At 68.3% G+C, this 14,388-nt stretch carries 14 protein-coding genes; 5 read left to right on the forward strand and 9 right to left on the reverse strand.

What is annotated here, in order from left to right:
• Window positions 1–50 precede the first annotated feature (50 nt).
• From ABZX37_RS28925 to ABZX37_RS28940, 4 genes are all read left to right on the forward strand, one after another.
• Window positions 51–545: a gluconokinase gene (locus tag ABZX37_RS28925; protein ID WP_354744759.1), complete on the forward strand. Its 495-nt coding sequence runs from the start codon at window positions 51–53 to the stop codon at window positions 543–545.
• Window positions 542–1,909: a gluconate:H+ symporter gene (locus tag ABZX37_RS28930; protein ID WP_354744761.1), complete on the forward strand. Its 1,368-nt coding sequence runs from the start codon at window positions 542–544 to the stop codon at window positions 1,907–1,909. Before ABZX37_RS28925 ends, ABZX37_RS28930 begins: the two co-directional genes overlap by 4 nt.
• Before the next feature lie 90 nt (window positions 1,910–1,999).
• Window positions 2,000–2,341: a metalloregulator ArsR/SmtB family transcription factor gene (locus ABZX37_RS28935; RefSeq protein ID WP_354744763.1), complete on the forward strand. Its 342-nt coding sequence runs from the start codon at window positions 2,000–2,002 to the stop codon at window positions 2,339–2,341.
• Window positions 2,338–2,847 carry an SRPBCC domain-containing protein gene (locus ABZX37_RS28940; RefSeq protein ID WP_354744765.1) on the forward strand — a complete coding sequence of 170 codons (510 nt, stop codon included), beginning with the start codon at window positions 2,338–2,340 and terminating at the stop codon, window positions 2,845–2,847. Before ABZX37_RS28935 ends, ABZX37_RS28940 begins: the two co-directional genes overlap by 4 nt.
• 43 nt (window positions 2,848–2,890) lie before the next feature.
• On the opposite strand, the gene ABZX37_RS28945 is transcribed toward ABZX37_RS28940, so the two are convergent.
• The 6 genes from ABZX37_RS28945 to ABZX37_RS28970 are packed head-to-tail and all read right to left on the reverse strand — an operon-like array spanning window position 2,891 to window position 9,601.
• Entirely contained in the window at window positions 2,891–3,871 is a 981-nt protein-coding gene (locus ABZX37_RS28945) for a BadF/BadG/BcrA/BcrD ATPase family protein (RefSeq protein ID WP_354744767.1), read from the reverse strand.
• Complete coding sequence (locus tag ABZX37_RS28950; protein ID WP_354744769.1) at window positions 3,868–5,133, reverse strand: 6-phospho-beta-glucosidase; 1,266 nt, start codon at window positions 5,131–5,133, stop codon at window positions 3,868–3,870. The genes ABZX37_RS28945 and ABZX37_RS28950 overlap by 4 nt, the downstream gene beginning before the upstream one ends.
• Window positions 5,130–6,020, reverse strand: a complete 891-nt coding sequence (locus ABZX37_RS28955; protein ID WP_354744771.1) for a carbohydrate ABC transporter permease — start codon at window positions 6,018–6,020, stop codon at window positions 5,130–5,132. Before ABZX37_RS28955 ends, ABZX37_RS28950 begins: the two co-directional genes overlap by 4 nt.
• Window positions 6,017–7,006: a sugar ABC transporter permease gene (locus tag ABZX37_RS28960; protein WP_344288496.1), complete on the reverse strand. Its 990-nt coding sequence runs from the start codon at window positions 7,004–7,006 to the stop codon at window positions 6,017–6,019. The genes ABZX37_RS28955 and ABZX37_RS28960 overlap by 4 nt, the downstream gene beginning before the upstream one ends.
• A complete protein-coding gene (locus ABZX37_RS28965; protein WP_354744774.1) occupies window positions 7,003–8,379 on the reverse strand; it encodes an extracellular solute-binding protein in 1,377 nt (458 codons plus the stop codon). The genes ABZX37_RS28960 and ABZX37_RS28965 overlap by 4 nt, the downstream gene beginning before the upstream one ends.
• Before the next feature lie 25 nt (window positions 8,380–8,404).
• A complete protein-coding gene (locus tag ABZX37_RS28970; protein ID WP_354744821.1) occupies window positions 8,405–9,601 on the reverse strand; it encodes an ROK family transcriptional regulator in 1,197 nt (398 codons plus the stop codon).
• 223 nt (window positions 9,602–9,824) lie between these two features.
• On the opposite strand from ABZX37_RS28970, the gene ABZX37_RS28975 reads away from it, so the two are divergent.
• Window positions 9,825–10,691 carry a pentapeptide repeat-containing protein gene (locus ABZX37_RS28975; RefSeq protein WP_354744776.1) on the forward strand — a complete coding sequence of 289 codons (867 nt, stop codon included), beginning with the start codon at window positions 9,825–9,827 and terminating at the stop codon, window positions 10,689–10,691.
• A gap of 3 nt (window positions 10,692–10,694) precedes the next feature.
• Here the strand turns inward: ABZX37_RS28975 and nudC are convergent, their stop codons facing one another.
• Genes nudC through ABZX37_RS28990 form a run of 3 tightly spaced genes read right to left on the reverse strand, consistent with a single transcriptional unit; the run spans window position 10,695 to window position 14,382 of the window.
• Window positions 10,695–11,702, reverse strand: a complete 1,008-nt coding sequence (gene nudC / locus ABZX37_RS28980; RefSeq protein WP_354744778.1) for an NAD(+) diphosphatase — start codon at window positions 11,700–11,702, stop codon at window positions 10,695–10,697.
• Window positions 11,702–13,093 carry a pitrilysin family protein gene (locus ABZX37_RS28985; RefSeq protein ID WP_354744780.1) on the reverse strand — a complete coding sequence of 464 codons (1,392 nt, stop codon included), beginning with the start codon at window positions 13,091–13,093 and terminating at the stop codon, window positions 11,702–11,704. The genes nudC and ABZX37_RS28985 overlap by 1 nt, the downstream gene beginning before the upstream one ends.
• Window positions 13,090–14,382 (reverse strand): pitrilysin family protein, encoded by a 1,293-nt coding sequence (locus tag ABZX37_RS28990; RefSeq protein WP_354744782.1) that lies wholly within the window; start codon window positions 14,380–14,382, stop codon window positions 13,090–13,092. The genes ABZX37_RS28985 and ABZX37_RS28990 overlap by 4 nt, the downstream gene beginning before the upstream one ends.
• Window positions 14,383–14,388: the final 6 nt, after the last annotated feature.

Here is a 14,388-nt window from a genome sequence, read left to right on the forward strand (position 1 = left end):
TAGTACTTTTGAGTTTGACTCTCCAGAGCACAAAGACGTGGGAGGTGCGGATGACGGTCATCGTGGTGATGGGCGTATCGGGCTCGGGCAAGACGACGGTCGGCACAGCGATCGCGGAGCAGCTCGGGACCGTGTATGCCGAGGCGGACACCTTCCACCCGCGGGCGAACATCGAAAAGATGACCGCCGGGCACCCGCTGAACGACGAGGACCGGGCGCCGTGGCTGGCGGCGATCGCGTCCTGGATCGGGAAGCACCACGAGAACGGCGCGGTGGTGAGCTCGTCCGCGTTGAAGCGGCGCTACCGCGACGTGCTCCGCGGCGGCGGGGACGTCTGGTTCCTGCACCTGCACGGTTCGCGCGACCTGCTCGCCGAGCGGATGAAGACCCGCACCGGCCACTTCATGCCGGTCTCTCTGCTCGATTCCCAGCTCGCCGACCTCGAACCGCTGGAAGCGGACGAGCCGGGAGTGACCCTCGACATCAGCCGCCCGCCCGCCGACCTCGTCGCGTCGGCGCTGAAAGCGTTCCGGGAGCGCGCATGACGACCCTCGCCGCCGGCTGGACCGGCCACGACACCCGCCTGATCCTCGCCACGGTGCTCGCCATCGCCGTGATCGTGGTGCTGATCAGCAAGGTGAAACTGCACCCGCTGCTCGCGCTCACGCTGGGCTCCGGCGTGCTCGGACTGGTCGCCGGAATGCCGGTGGACAAGCTGTTGAAGAGCTTCACCAACGGCGTCGGCAGCACTATCGCGTCCGTCGGCGTATTGATCGCCTTCGGTGCCATGCTCGGCAAACTGCTCGCCGATTCCGGCGGCGCGGACCGGATCGTCGACACCGTGCTCGGCCGGGTCCGCGGCGGCGGGCTGCCGTGGGCGATGGCGTTGATCGCCGCGCTGATCGGGTTGCCGATGTTCTTCGAGATCGGCCTGGTCATGCTGATCCCGGTGGTGCTGCTGGTCGCCAAGCGCAGCGGGAAACCGGTGCTGCTGCTGGGAATCCCGGCGCTGGCCGGGCTCTCGGTGCTGCACGGCCTGATCCCGCCGCACCCCGGCCCGCTGGCCGCCGCCGGTTCGCTGAACGCCAACGTCGGCCTCACCCTCGGCCTCGGCCTGCTGGTCGGGCTTCCCACGGTGATCATCGCCGGTCCGCTGTTCGGCCGCCTGGCCGCCAAGATGGTGCCCGACGCCGCGCCGCCCGCCCGGCTGGTCCCGGAATCCGAAGGCACCGACGAAAAGCACCGCCCGAGCTTCTTCGCGACGCTGTCCACGGTGCTGCTGCCGGTCGTCCTGATGCTGGCCAAGGCGCTCGCGGACATCTTGGCGGACAAGGGAAACCCGGTCCGCCGGGTCCTCGACTTCATCGGCGACCCGCTCGTCGCGCTGCTGCTGGCGGTCCTCGTCGGCATGGTCGTGCTGGGCCGCCCGGCGCGGCTGAACCGGGAACGGCTGTCGTCGATCATCGGCGATTCCCTCGCCCCGATCGCCGGGATCATGCTGATCGTGGCCGCGGGCGGCGGGTTCAAGCAGACCCTGGTGGACGCCGGGGTCGGCGACGTGATCACCAGCCTTTCCAAGGGCGCGCACCTGTCGCCGCTGCTGCTCGGCTGGCTGGTCGCGGTGGCGATCCGCTTGGCGACGGGTTCGGCGACGGTCGCGACGGTCTCCGCGGCGGGCATCGTGGCCCCGCTGGCCGCGACCCTCGACCCGACGCACAACGCCCTGCTGGTGCTCGCCATCGGCGCCGGGTCGCTCTTCTTCTCGCACCTGAACGACGCCGGGTTCTGGCTGGTCAAGGAGTACTTCGGGATGTCGGTCGGGCAGACACTGAAGAGCTGGTCGGTGATGGAGACGGTGATCTCGGTGGTGGCGATTGCGTTGATCCTGCCGTTGGGCGCGTTGCTTTAGCGCCGAACCCTTCGACGGCCGCCGGGCTCCGAACCCGGCGGCCGTTCTCTTTGGTTGACACGTGACCTTTTGGTCACCTATTCTCGGTGCGTGCCCGACGAGGACCTGGTTTTCAAGGCTCTGGCGGATCCGACCCGCCGGTTCCTGCTCGACCTGCTCTACGCGCGTGACGGCCGCACGCTCACCGAGCTGGAGTCCGAAGTGGACATGTCCCGGTTCGGGGTGATGAAACACCTCAAGCTGCTCGAGGAGGCCGAGTTGGTCACCTCGCGCAAGGAGGGGCGGGAAAAGCGGCATTTCCTGAACCCGATCCCGATCCGGCAGATCCACGACCGCTGGATCGACAAGTACACCGCACACCACACCTCGGCGCTGCTGGGCCTCAAAGCCCAGCTCGAAGCCGAAGAAACCTATAAGGAGCCCGGAAAATGAGCGAGACCACGACCGTGCAGGTCAACCGCGTGTACATCAAGGCCACCCCGCAGGCGGTGTGGGACGCCATCACGAAGCCGGAATGGACCCAGAAATACGGCTACACCGGACTGGCCGACTACGACCTCAAGCGCGGCGGCAAGCACCGCACCAAGCCGACCCAGGAGTTCATCGACTCAGGGTTCACCAGCGACCTCCTCGACGGCGAAGTGCTGGAGGTCGATCCGCCGCGCAAGCTGGTGGTCACGTGGAAACTGCAGATGGATCCGAGTCTCGTCGCGGAGCCGTACACCACGGTCACCTACGACATCGAGCAAACGCAGACCGCGGGCACCCGGCTCACCGTCACCCACGACGTCACCGGCGCGCCCAACCACGCGGCTCTCGTGTCCGGCCAGCACGAGGACGTCAACGCCGGTCCGGGCGAGAACGCGGGCGGCGGCTGGGCGTGGATCCTGTCCGACCTGAAGTCGGTCCTGGAGACCGGCAAGGGCATCGCGGCCTGACCCGAGAATGGGGTGGCTGCTCGTTCGGGCAGCCACCCCGTGCTCACGCGCGTTGCGTCGCAGCCTTCAAAGCTGCCTTCGCGGAGTCAGAAGCGCCGAGTTTGTCCAAACCGAACAGTGCGGCTCCGACCACCGGGTTCACCTCCACTACGCGCACTTGCGCCCGCGGGGCCACCTTCAGACAGCGCCGTTCGATATCCGCGATCACCGGTTCGCCGACGCCGGTCAGCACGCCGCCGCCGAGGATGACCTCCGGAGCGGACGTCGTGAGGTCCAGGCGGCGCATGATCGCGGCCACCAGCAGGCTTACCTCCTCGGCGAACCGCGTCACCACGTCCTGCGCGACCTCGTCACCGGACGCGGCCACCTCGAACAACAGCGGGCAGAGGCCGTGGATCGAGGCGGCGTCGATCTCCTCGAAGTGCAAGCCCTGCACCACATCCAGCAGTTTCGAAGCACCGAAGTACTCCGCGACAGCCGATTCCAACGCAGTTCGCGGACCGCGTCCGTCTTCCGCGCGGACGGCCCACCACAGGGCTTCCTCGCCCAGCCGGTAGCCGCCGCCCCAGTCGCCGGACACTTTGCCCAGCGCGGGAAATCGGTAAGAACGACCGTCCGGGGCGAAGCCAGCGCCGTTGATTCCCGCGCCGCACACCACTGCTACCCCGGCGCCGTCGGAACTTCCAGCCCGCAGCAAAGCGAGCACGTCGTTGCCGACGTCCAAAGTGGAGCTCCAGCCGCGGGCCGACAAAGCCTTGTGCAGCGCCTCTTCTTCCCGAGGGAAGTCGAGACCGGCCAGGTACGCCGAGGTGTGCACGGCGAACGGCGGCTCGGTCGAAAGCCCACCGGCACGGAGGGCCTCCTGGACAAATTCCTCAAGTGCGGCAACACATCCGTCGACGCCGACGCGCTGGGGAGAAACCCCGGGGCCGCGGGAGGCGCCGAGCACGACGCCGTCCCGCGAAACCACCAGCACCTCGGTCTTGCTGTTCCCCCCGTCGATCGCGACGACGGTGTCGCTCATGCCCGCGCCCAGGGCAGGAAATCCCGGTTGCGTGCGACGAGTTCGTCCGCGAGCTGGTCCGCCTTGGCGTACTGGCCGACCAGCGGGTGCGCGAGCAGCGCGTCCGCGACCCGGTCCCGGCCGCCCTTGATCGCGGCGTCCAAGGCCAGGTACTCGTAAGCCGTGACCCCGGCGATGAGCCCGGCGAACCGCGGGTCGACCGGAGCCTGCGGGATCGGGGTCGCGCCCGCGGAATCCACAGTGGACGAAACCTCGATCACGGCGTCGTCCGGCAGGAAGTCGAACGTGCCGTTGTTGCGGACGTTCACCACGTGCTCCTCGGCGCCACCGCCGGAGGTGAGCGCGTGCACGAGCTGCACCGCCGCCTCGGAGTAGTACGCGCCGCCGCGCTTCTCCAGCGAATCCGGCTTCGTGACCTGCTCCGGGTCGAGGTAGATCTTCAGCAATTCTTCCTCGACGTCGCTGACCACCTCGGCGCGCGGACGTTCGGTCTGCTGCTTCGCGACCTGCGCGTCGTGCGAGTAGTAGTACTTGAGGTAGTACGACGGCACGGCCTGCATCCGCTGCATCCACTCGACCGGCACACTGACCTCTTCGCCGAGGTATTCCGCGTGCTGGGCAAGGAGTTCCGGTAGCCGGTCGACGCCGTCGACCAGGACGCCGCGTTCCCAGCTCAGGTGATTCAGTCCAGTGTGGACCAGTTTGACGTCGCCGGTCGACGCGCCGAGCAGCTTCGCGAACTTGCGCTGCAGGTTGATCGCGACGTTGCACAGGCCGACCGCCCGGTGGCCCTCCTGCAGCAGCGCGCGGGTGACGATGCCGACCGGGTTGGTGAAGTTGACGATCCAGGTGTCGTCGCCGGCGACCTTGCGCACGCGCTCGGCGATGTCGAGCACCACCGGCACCGTGCGCAGCGCCTTCGCCAGGCCGCCCGCACCGGTCGTTTCCTGGCCGACACAACCGCACATATGCGGGAACGTCTCGTCCGACGCACGCGCCTTCTGCCCGCCGACGCGCAGCTGGATGAGAACCGCCGACGCGCCGTCGACGCCCTCCTCCAGATTCGCGGTGGTGCGCACGCGGGCCGAATGCCCCGCGTGGTTCAGCAGCCGCTGGCTGAAATCGCCGACCGCCTCGACCCGGTAGGCATCCGGGTCGATCAGCACGATCTCGTCGACGTCGAGCGAGGCCCGCCGCCCGGCGATGCCGTCGATCAGCTCCGGCGTGTAGGTGGACCCACCGCCGACCACTGCCAGTTTCATCCCTTGACTCCCGTGAACGTGATGCCCTTGACGAACGACTTCTGCGCGAACACGAACAGCACGATCACCGGCAGCATGATCAGCGCGGTGGCGGCCATCGTGAGGTTCCATTCGACGTGGTGCATGCCTCGGAAGGACGCGATCGCCAGTGAAAGCGGCCAGTTGTCTTTGTTCTCGCCCGTGTAGAGCAGCGGGCCGAAATAGTCGTTCCAGGTGAACAGGAAGCAGAACATCGCGGTGGCCGCGATCCCCGGCTTCGCCATCGGGATCAGCACTCGCGTGAGCACCCGGAACTCGTTGCAGCCGTCGATCTTCGCCGCTTCGAGGTAGTCCTTCGGAATAGTCAGGAAGAACTGCCGCAGCAGGAAGATCGAGAAGGCGTCGAAGAAGAAGTACGGCACGATGAGCGGCACCAACGTGCCGGTGAAACCGAGTCGCACCCACAGGTCGTACAGCGGAACGACAGTGACCTGCGGCGGCAGCATCATCGCGACGACGACGAGCATGAAGCACAGGTTTTGCCCGCGCCACCGGAGTTTCGCCAGCCCGTACGCCGCCGGGATCGCCGAGAGCAGCGCCCCGACCGTCGCCAGCGCCGAGTACAGGAAGCTGTTGCCGAAGTACTCCAGCAACGGGGCCTTCCGGAACACCTCGACGAAGTTCTCGAAATGCCATTCCGTCGGCCACAGGCTCGACGTCATCGCCTGGTCGCTCTTCATCACCGAGGTGAGAAAAACGAACAGCAGCGGCAGCATGAAGATCAGGCCGAGCGCGATGCCGACCGCGTGCGTGGCCACAAAGGACAGTTTCTTGTCCCAGCGCCGCTTGAACTTCTCCCGCGGATGCACCGGAGGAGCCGGACGCGGCGGTGCCGAAAGCGTCGTCATGCCCCGTCCTCCTGATGTTGCGTCTTACGCATCTGCCGAACCAGAATCCAGGTGAAACCAGCGGAAACCAGGAACAGCAACACGGCCATCGCCGCCGCATAGCCCATGTTGAAGTACCGGAAACCCTGCACGTACAACCAGATCGGATACGTCAGCGTCGAGTTCTCCGGCGCACCGATCAGTTTCGAGTTCCCGGCGACGTCCGCCGTTCCCGCGGAGGCGGACGCGGCGACGATCGCCTGGGTGAAGAACTGCAGCGCGTAAATCATCGAGTTGACCACGCCGAACAGCAGCACCGGCGAGATCGACGGCAGCGTCACGTGCCAGAACCGGCGAATCGGGCCGGCCCCGTCGAGTTCCGCGGCCTCGTACTGCTCCTGCGGAACGTCCAGCAACGCGGCCAGGATGATGATCATCAGCTCGCCCGAACCCCACAGCGCGAGCAGGGTCAGCGCGGGCTTCGACATTTCCGGGCTGTTGAACCACAATCCGCCGTCGATGCCGACCAGCCGCAGGAATCGGTTCACCGGACCGAATTCCGGGTTGAACACGAAGACGAACGCGAGCGTCGCGGCCGCGGGCGGGGCGAGCGCGGGCAGATAGCAGAGCGTGCGGACGATGCCGACGCCGCTCTTCAGCCGCGAAATCACCGACGCCACGCCGAGCGAGAACAGCACCCGGCAGATCGTCAGGATGATCACCAGCCACAACGTGTTGTACGCAGCCGTTTTCACCAGCGGCTCGCTGGTGAACATGCGCACGTAGTTGTCGAACCCGATCCACTGTGGAGGGTTGATCAGGTCGTAGCGGGTGAACGAGTAGAACAGCGTCGCGCCGAGCGGGTAGGCGAAGAAGATGAGGAACCCGAGGGTCGCCGGTGCCATGAACCAGAACACCGTGCGCCTGCGCTTGGCCCGGGGAGACCCCCTCCGCGCCTGATTCGGCGCGGAGGAGGTTCCGGATTCCGCCGCGGTCAGCGTGGTCATCCGCCGGCGCCCTTCTGCGCCAATTCGTCGTTGATCTGCGCGTCGACCTTCTTGAGGCCCGCGTCCAGATCGGGAACCGACCCGGCCTGCCACTTCTCGGCGAAGTCGTTGACCGCCTTGAGGAACGCGTCGCCGATCGGCGTGGTCGGGTTGGCGACCAGCTTGCCGCTGTTGTAGATGTCGGTGAAGGTCTTGAACTGCGGCGGCATCTTCAGATTCGGCGAGCTCAGCGAATCCTTGGTGCTGGGCACGTTGTTCAGGCCATTCGCCATCTCGACAAGGGTGTCGGTGTCGAGCGAGGCTTGCTTGATCAGCTCCCACGCCGCGCCGGGGTTCTTCGCGCCCTTCGGGATCGCGATGATCGTGCCGGTGCCGAACCCGCCGCCGTACTGGCCGGCCAGGCTGTCGAGCACCGGAGCGGGCGCGGTGCCGTAGTCGAGCGAAGGCATCTGGTCCTTGAGGAACGCGGTGCGGAACTCGCCGTCGTAGATCATCGACAGCTTGCCGGACTGGAAGCCGTTGTCCTTCGAGTATTCGTCACCGAGCCCGGCCTTGAACTTCTCGACCTTCTCGTGCCCGCCGTAGAAGTCGATGAGCTTCTTCTGGAATTCGAACATCTCCTTCCAGCCGGGGCTGGAAGCGAGCGACGATTTGCCGTCCGGGCCGATGAACTTCGCCCCGAAGTTCGGTGCCCAGTACTGCGCCTGGTTGGCGTAGAACGGCATCGACGGCAGGAAGCCCGCGGTCTTGATCGAACCGTCCGGGTTGAACTCAGTGAGCTTCTTGACGTCCTCGAACAGCTCCGTGGTGTTCTTCGGCGGGCCCGCGATGCCCTTGGCCGCGAACTGCGTCTTGTTGTAGAAGAACCCGTACACGTCGGCGAGCATCGGCATCGCGCACCGCTTGCCCTGGTAGGACGTGTAATCGCGAACCGCCTGCGGGATCTGCTCGAGATCGATCTTGTCGCGGTCGATGTAGGGCTTCAGGTCCTGGAAGCTGCCCGTCGAGCACCACGCGCCGAGGTTGTCGGTGTAGAACGAGATCGCCACGTCCGGCGGGTTCCCGCCGCGGATCGACTGGGTGAGCTTGTCGTCGTCCTGGTTCCCCTCGTGCTTGATGGTGATGTTGGGGAACTTCGCCTTGAGCTTGTCCAGCGCCTTCGTGACCACGCCGTACTCGCGGTCGGTGAACTTGCTGTAGACGGTGATGGTGAGCTTGTCGTCCTTGTTCGGCGGAGCCGCGGCGTCGCCGCCGCCTGCGGGCGCGGCGGCACCGCACGCGGCGGTGGCCAGCAGCGTGCTCGCCGCGACGGCGCTGAGCAGCAGAGACCCGCGCTTGCGCGCGATTCTCCGGGTGCGGGTGGGAGCGGACATGAACCCTCCTGTCCTTCGGGTGGGTCTACTCGGTCGGGGACGGGGCTTGCTCTCCGGCGGACCGACGCGGCCCGAGGAGCGTGGGGGTGACGACGCCGAAGACGTCCTCACGGGCGGTGGCGAGCGCGGACTGCAGCGCACCGGCGCGCACCGCGTTGCCCTGCACCGAAGCGACGCCGACGGGCGTGCGCGGCAGGACCAGTTCGTGCAGCTTCTCCGCGACGATCCCGGCGAACTCGTCGCCGCCGGCGCGGCTGGTCTCGCCGCACAACAGGATGAGCTGCGGGTCGGCGACCGCGACGAGGCTCGCGACTCCGCTGGCGACGCGGCGCGCGAGATCGTCCAGAAACCCTTGGTGTGCCGTGTGCCGCGCCTGGGTGACGGCGTCCCAGCCGCTGTCGGCGGAGATGCCGTGCGCCTTGGCGAGCCGGGTGATCGCGGACGAGTCGACCAGGTTTCCGAACCGCGCACCGGCGGACGGCCAGCTGTCGCCAGTGTCCACAGTGGCCGGATCGGGGACGCGCATCCAGTCGATCTCGCCGCCGCCACCGGTCGCGCCGCGCAGCAGCCGCCGTCCGATCACGACCGCGCCGCCGACGCCTTCGGACAGCCAGACCAGCACGAAGTCGTCGACGTCCTGCGCGTTGCCGACGGTCATTTCCTCAACCGCGACAAGGTTTACGTCGTTCTCGATCTTGACTGTGACGCCGAGTTCGTCGCTCAGCCGCGCCGGCACGTCGAACCCGAGCCAGCCCGGGATGTGCGGGGCCGAGGACAGCAATCCGGTGCGCGGATCGAACGCGCCCTGCGCGCCGATGACCACATTGGCCAGATCGTCGAGCTGCATGCCCGCGGCCTTGGTGACCCGGCGCAGCGCCTGCCCGAACGACCCGACGACGTCCGCGCCCTCGGCCACCGGAAGCTGCACGCGATACTCGGCGAGCACGGCCCCGGCGACGTCGGCGACTACGAAGTCCGCGACCCGCGGGGTGAGATCGACGGCCGCGACGTGCGCGAGCCCGCCGTTGACCGCCCACAACTGCGCGCGCGGCCCGCGTCCGCCACCGGCCCGCTCCCCCGCCTTGCCGACGAGGTTGTCCTGCTCAAGCCGGGTGAGCAACTGCGCGGTGGCCGGCTTGGACAACCCGATGGCGGCCTCGAGCTCGGCCCGCGTGAGCGGCCCGTTCCGCAGCAACGCCTCGATCGCCGCGCGGTCGTTCATCTCGCGCAACGTTCGCGGACTGCCGGCTCGCACCTGGCTGCTCCTTTATTAGGAAACTTTACAGACGGTTTTCCGGGACTGTAGTGAGCGCGGCCACACGCCGTCAATGGGCTAGGGAAACGGCGGGGTAACGGCTTGGTACCGCGGGATGTCAGCGACCGGCACAGGGTGATCGGGCGAGCGCGGACCGTGCGCGGTCCAGACCAACGGCATCATGTGGTCCATGACACCGAGGACCAAACAGGCGATGGCCGTTGCCGGGGGCGTGCTCGCCCTCGTCGTCTTCGCGCTGCTGCTGTGGCGCGGACCGTGGTGGCTCGACGGCAGCCATCTGCGCGAGCGCGATCTGCAACCGGCCGACGGCGCGGTGGTCACCGGGTTCCGCACGACGCTGGTCGCGATCGGGGCCGGGGTCGTCGGCGGGCTCGGCCTGCTCTACACGCACAAGAACCACCGGCACACGCAGAAGCTGTTCGATCTGCACCGGCAGGAACAGTTGACCGGCCGGTACGTCGAGGCGATCAAACTGCTCGGCGACGCCAACACTGACCAGCGGATCGGCGGGATCTACAGCCTTGAACGCATCCTGCGCGACAGCGAAGCTGACCACGACACCGTGCTCGAGGTGCTCGCCGCGTTCCTGCGGCACCGGTCGCCGGGGACTGACTCAGCCGCGCCGCGGCCGCCGGAGGATCTGCAGGCCGCGGTGACGGTGCTGTGCCGCCGCCCGATCCGGGACGGCGAACCGCGACTGGACCTGCGCCGGGTCGAACTGCGCCGCGGGAAGTTCCAAAACGGACAGTTGCGGCGAGTGGACTTCGAGGCGGCGCTGCTGGGCGGAGCCGATTTCATCCGAGCGGACCTGCGGTCGGCGGATTTCGAGAACACCGACTTGGAAGAGGCCAACCTGACCGGCGCGAATATGGACAACGCGAAATTGCTCGGCGCGAATCTGCGCGGGGCATGGGGATTGACCGCGGATCAGCTCGTGTCGGCGAGGATTTACCGCGATACCAAGCTTTCCGACGAGCTCGCCGGGAACGAACGGGTGCGGGCACGCATCGCCGAATGCGAAGCGGCCCGCACCTGATCGTCACTCCTCAGCTTCCGCCCATGCCTTCAACATCACCCGGGCGATCGACGAATTCCCCGGCAGCAGCAGATTCGACGCGCCACCGGCGATCGGCGTCGGCACCCCAGTCCCGGCGTTTCGGAACGCGGCCCGAACGTCCTCCCGGGACACCCACAGCGCTTCCTCGATCTCGCCGTCAGCCGGAACCAGCGGCGCCTCGCGGTCCGCGCGTGCGGTGAAGCCCAGCATGATCGAGCGCGGGAACGGCCACGGCTGGCTGCCGAGATACCGCACGTCGCCCACCTCGATCCCGGCCTCTTCACGGATTTCGCGGACGACGCAGCCCTCCAGGGACTCCCCCGCTTCCACGAATCCGGCGAGCACCGAGTACCGGTCCGGCGGCCACATCGGCTGCCGCGCGAGCAGCACGTGCGAGCCGTTGACTCCGTCGAGGTCGTGCACCAGGCAGATCACCGCCGGGTCGGTGCGCGGGTATTCCTCGTGTCCCTTGGCTTCGCAGCGGCTGGCCCAGCCGAACTGGGTCAGCTGCGTCGGCGATCCGTCGCGGGTGCAGAAGCGCGACTGCCGCCGCCAGTGCCGCAATGCCTGCGCGGTGGTGAACAGCCCGGCCGACGTGTCGTCCAGCTGCTCGCCGTATCCGCGCAGCTCGACCCACAGCTCGCCGTTGGCGCGCGGCACCTCTTCGATCACGCCCCAGCTGCCTGCCAGCCGCACGCTGTCGACGTCGCCCTCGATGCTGCCGGGCAGCGACCAGTAGTCGATGTCTTCCCACTCGCCGAGGAACACCGCGTCGGCGGGCGGTTCGGTGCCGAAATTCATCGCCTTGCGGGTGGCCAGCGCCGAGCTTCCCTCGACAACCGGCGTGCGACCGGTGTCGTCGAGCAGCACCACGCGGGCTTCCGACCATTTCGCGGCGAGCCGCTCCGGGTTGGTGCGCAAGGTTTCCTGACGGTCCACTGTGGAACGCGACAGCGTCGGCAGTGCCCCCAGTTCGAACGGAACGCTCATCAGTCCTTCTCGCTTGCCGAAACTCCGAGCGCGGCCAGCTTCGGCGCGAGGAGGTCCGCGTCGCCGACCACGACGCCGGTGAACCCGCCCGGCGCGAAGAACTCCGCCGCCGCTTCGGCGACCTGTTCCTCGGTCACCGCCGCGAGCCGCTCCGGGTGGCTCTGCAGCCACTCGATGCCGAGGCCGTTCGACGCCAGCGCCATCAGCTGCCCGGCGAGCCCGCCCTGCGACGACGTGCCGGTGACGAGCGAGCCCATCGCGTACTGCCGCACCGATTCGACCTCTTCGGAGGTCGGCGGCACGGTGCCGAGCCGGAACAGCTCGTACCGGGTTTCCAGGTACGCCGCCGCGGTGACCTCGTTGGCCGTGTCCGCGTCCACATTGACCACCGCGCTGTCGCCGGTGAACTCGAAGCCCGAGTGCGCGCCGTAGGTGTATCCCTTGTCCTCCCGGATGTTCTCGACCAGCCGCGAGGAGAAGTACCCGCCGAACGCCAGGTTCGCCAGCTGCAGCGCCGGGTACCGCGGGTCGGTGCGCGGCACCGTCTGCGCGGACAGCCGGATCTGCGACTGCACGGCACCGGCGCGCGGGACCAGCAGGACGTTGCCGCCGGTCAGCGCGGGCAGCGGCGGCAGCACCACGGCCGAACGGTCCGACTTCCAGCCGCCGAGCGCACGCTCCAGTTCGGCCGGAACCTCTTGCGGGTCAAGGTCTCCGACCAGCACGAGCACGGCGCCGCGCGGCAGCACCGAGGCGTTGTGCAGCGCGCGCACCTGCTCGGCGGTCACCTCGGCGACGTCCTCGGCCTGCGGAACCTCGCGGGTCGCCGGGTGATCGCCATAGCGGTGCTTCTGCAGCGCTTCGCGCGCGATGGTGCGCGGCTGCGTGCGCGACACCGCGATGCGCTCGATCAGCCGCTCCCGCTCGCGCGCGACCTCCGTGTCGCCGTACGTGGCGCCGGTGAGCACGTCGCCGAGCACGTCCAGCAGGGTCGGCAGGCCGTCGGACAGCGCGGTGCCGCCGAAGTACAGCCGCTCCGGGTCCACGCCCGCGCTCAGGTCGCCGCCGATCAGCGCGACCTCGGCGTCGATTTCCACCCGGTCGCGCCGCGCCGTGCCGGTGAGCACGGTCTCCGCGAGCACCTCCGCGGTGGCCGCGTGCATCCGGTCCTCGCCCGCGAACGGGATCCACAGCCGCAGTTCGACCATCGGGACGCTCGCCTTGCGCACCGCGAGCACGCGCAGCCCGTTGGAGAGCGTCGTGTCCACATGGGACAGATCGGCGGCGGCGCGCTGGTGGCCCAGTTCGGGCAGCGGGCGCGGTCCGGTGGCGGTGCGGCCGATCTCCTCGGCGCTGCGGTGTGCGGCTTTGACCTGTTCAGCCGAGGTCACTGTTCCGTCCCTTCGGTGCTTGCGGGCTTCACGACGAGCACGGCGCGCGCGTCCGGGCGCAGCGCCTTCGCCGCCGCCGACACAGCTTCGCCGGAGACCGCGGACAAGCGGTCGGCGAGCTGGTAGACCAGCGACGCGTCGCCGTAAAGCAGTTCGAACGCGCCGAGCGCCAGCGTGCGCGACACGAGCCGGTCGTGCTCCGCGTGCAGGCTCGCCGCCCAGCGCGCGGTGACCTTCTTCAGTTCCTGCTCGTCCGGCGGCGTGGACGCGAGCTTCTCCAGCTCCTCGTCCAGCGCGGCGAGCACGCGCTCGCGCGGCACCTCCGGCGGGTGGATCGCGGTGATGGTGAACGTGTCCGGATCGCGCGCCTCGAACGGGCCGAACAGCCCGGCGCCCGCACCGATGTCGACCACCAGCGGCTCGACGTGCACCAGCCGCTGCTGCAGCCGCGAACCGTCACCGTCGGTGAGTACGCCGGCCAGCACCAGGTACGCGAGGTAGCCGTCGAGGTCGTTGATCGGGTCCGGCATCCGGTAGCCCACGGCCAGCGCGGGCAGCGGCGCGTGCGCGTCGGTGTGCTCGCCCAGCAGCTGCGTCGTCGGCAGCGGCTCGGCGAACGACGGGCGGACCGGGGCGGGCCGGTGCGGGACGTCGCCGAAGTGCTTCTCGACGAGCGCCTTCGCGTCCTCCACCTCGAAGTCGCCCGCGACGGTCAGCACCGCGTTGGCCGGCGAGTAGAAGGTGTCGAAGAAGGCGGCGCAGTCGTCCAGCGTCGCGCCTTCGAGGTCTTCGAAGGCGCCGTAGCCGTCGTGCGCGTTGGCGAAGGTGGAGTACAGCACCGGCGGAAGCAGGATCCACGGGAATCCGCCGTACGGCCGGTTGCGCACGTTCAGCCGGATTTCCTCCTTGACGACCTCGATCTGGTTCGCCAGGTTCTCCGCGGTCAGCTTCGGCGCGCGCATCCGGTCGGCCTCGAGGAACAGCGCGCGTTCCAGCGCGGCCGCGGGCAGCACCTCGTAGTAGTCGGTGTAGTCCGGGTGCGTGGAACCGTTGAAGGTGCCGCCGCTGGACTGCACGTGCCGGAAGTGCGCCAGTTTCTCCAGGCTTTCGCTGCCCTGGAACATCAGGTGCTCGAAGAGGTGCGCGAAACCGGTCAACCCCTCCGGCTCGGAGCGGAAGCCCACGTCGTAGTGCACGCTGACCCCGACCACCGGCGCGGTCGGGTCAGGAGCGAGCACCACGCGCAGACCGTTGTCGATCGTGAAACGGAAGAGCTCGGGATCGGCCATGCCTCC

The sequence above is a fragment of the Amycolatopsis sp. NPDC004079 genome, assembly GCF_040610415.1.
Classification (GTDB): domain Bacteria; phylum Actinomycetota; class Actinomycetes; order Mycobacteriales; family Pseudonocardiaceae; genus Amycolatopsis; species Amycolatopsis halotolerans.

Excerpts from the sequence above, each read along its gene's own strand:
- ABZX37_RS28930 (WP_354744761.1), top strand. The coding sequence starts at position 542 with ATGACGACCCTCGCCGCCGGCTGGACCGGCCACGACACCCGCCTGATC.
- ABZX37_RS28950 (WP_354744769.1), bottom strand. The coding sequence starts at position 5,133 with ATGAAACTGGCAGTGGTCGGCGGTGGGTCCACCTACACGCCGGAGCTG.
- ABZX37_RS28960 (WP_344288496.1), bottom strand. The coding sequence starts at position 7,006 with ATGACCACGCTGACCGCGGCGGAATCCGGAACCTCCTCCGCGCCGAAT.
- ABZX37_RS28955 (WP_354744771.1), bottom strand. The coding sequence starts at position 6,020 with ATGACGACGCTTTCGGCACCGCCGCGTCCGGCTCCTCCGGTGCATCCG.
- ABZX37_RS28970 (WP_354744821.1), bottom strand. The coding sequence starts at position 9,601 with ATGAACGACCGCGCGGCGATCGAGGCGTTGCTGCGGAACGGGCCGCTC.
- ABZX37_RS28940 (WP_354744765.1), top strand. The coding sequence starts at position 2,338 with ATGAGCGAGACCACGACCGTGCAGGTCAACCGCGTGTACATCAAGGCC.
- ABZX37_RS28945 (WP_354744767.1), bottom strand. The coding sequence starts at position 3,871 with ATGAGCGACACCGTCGTCGCGATCGACGGGGGGAACAGCAAGACCGAG.
- ABZX37_RS28925 (WP_354744759.1), top strand. The coding sequence starts at position 51 with ATGACGGTCATCGTGGTGATGGGCGTATCGGGCTCGGGCAAGACGACG.
- ABZX37_RS28965 (WP_354744774.1), bottom strand. The coding sequence starts at position 8,379 with ATGTCCGCTCCCACCCGCACCCGGAGAATCGCGCGCAAGCGCGGGTCT.
- ABZX37_RS28975 (WP_354744776.1), top strand. The coding sequence starts at position 9,825 with ATGACACCGAGGACCAAACAGGCGATGGCCGTTGCCGGGGGCGTGCTC.
- nudC (WP_354744778.1), bottom strand. The coding sequence starts at position 11,702 with ATGAGCGTTCCGTTCGAACTGGGGGCACTGCCGACGCTGTCGCGTTCC.
- ABZX37_RS28990 (WP_354744782.1), bottom strand. The coding sequence starts at position 14,382 with ATGGCCGATCCCGAGCTCTTCCGTTTCACGATCGACAACGGTCTGCGC.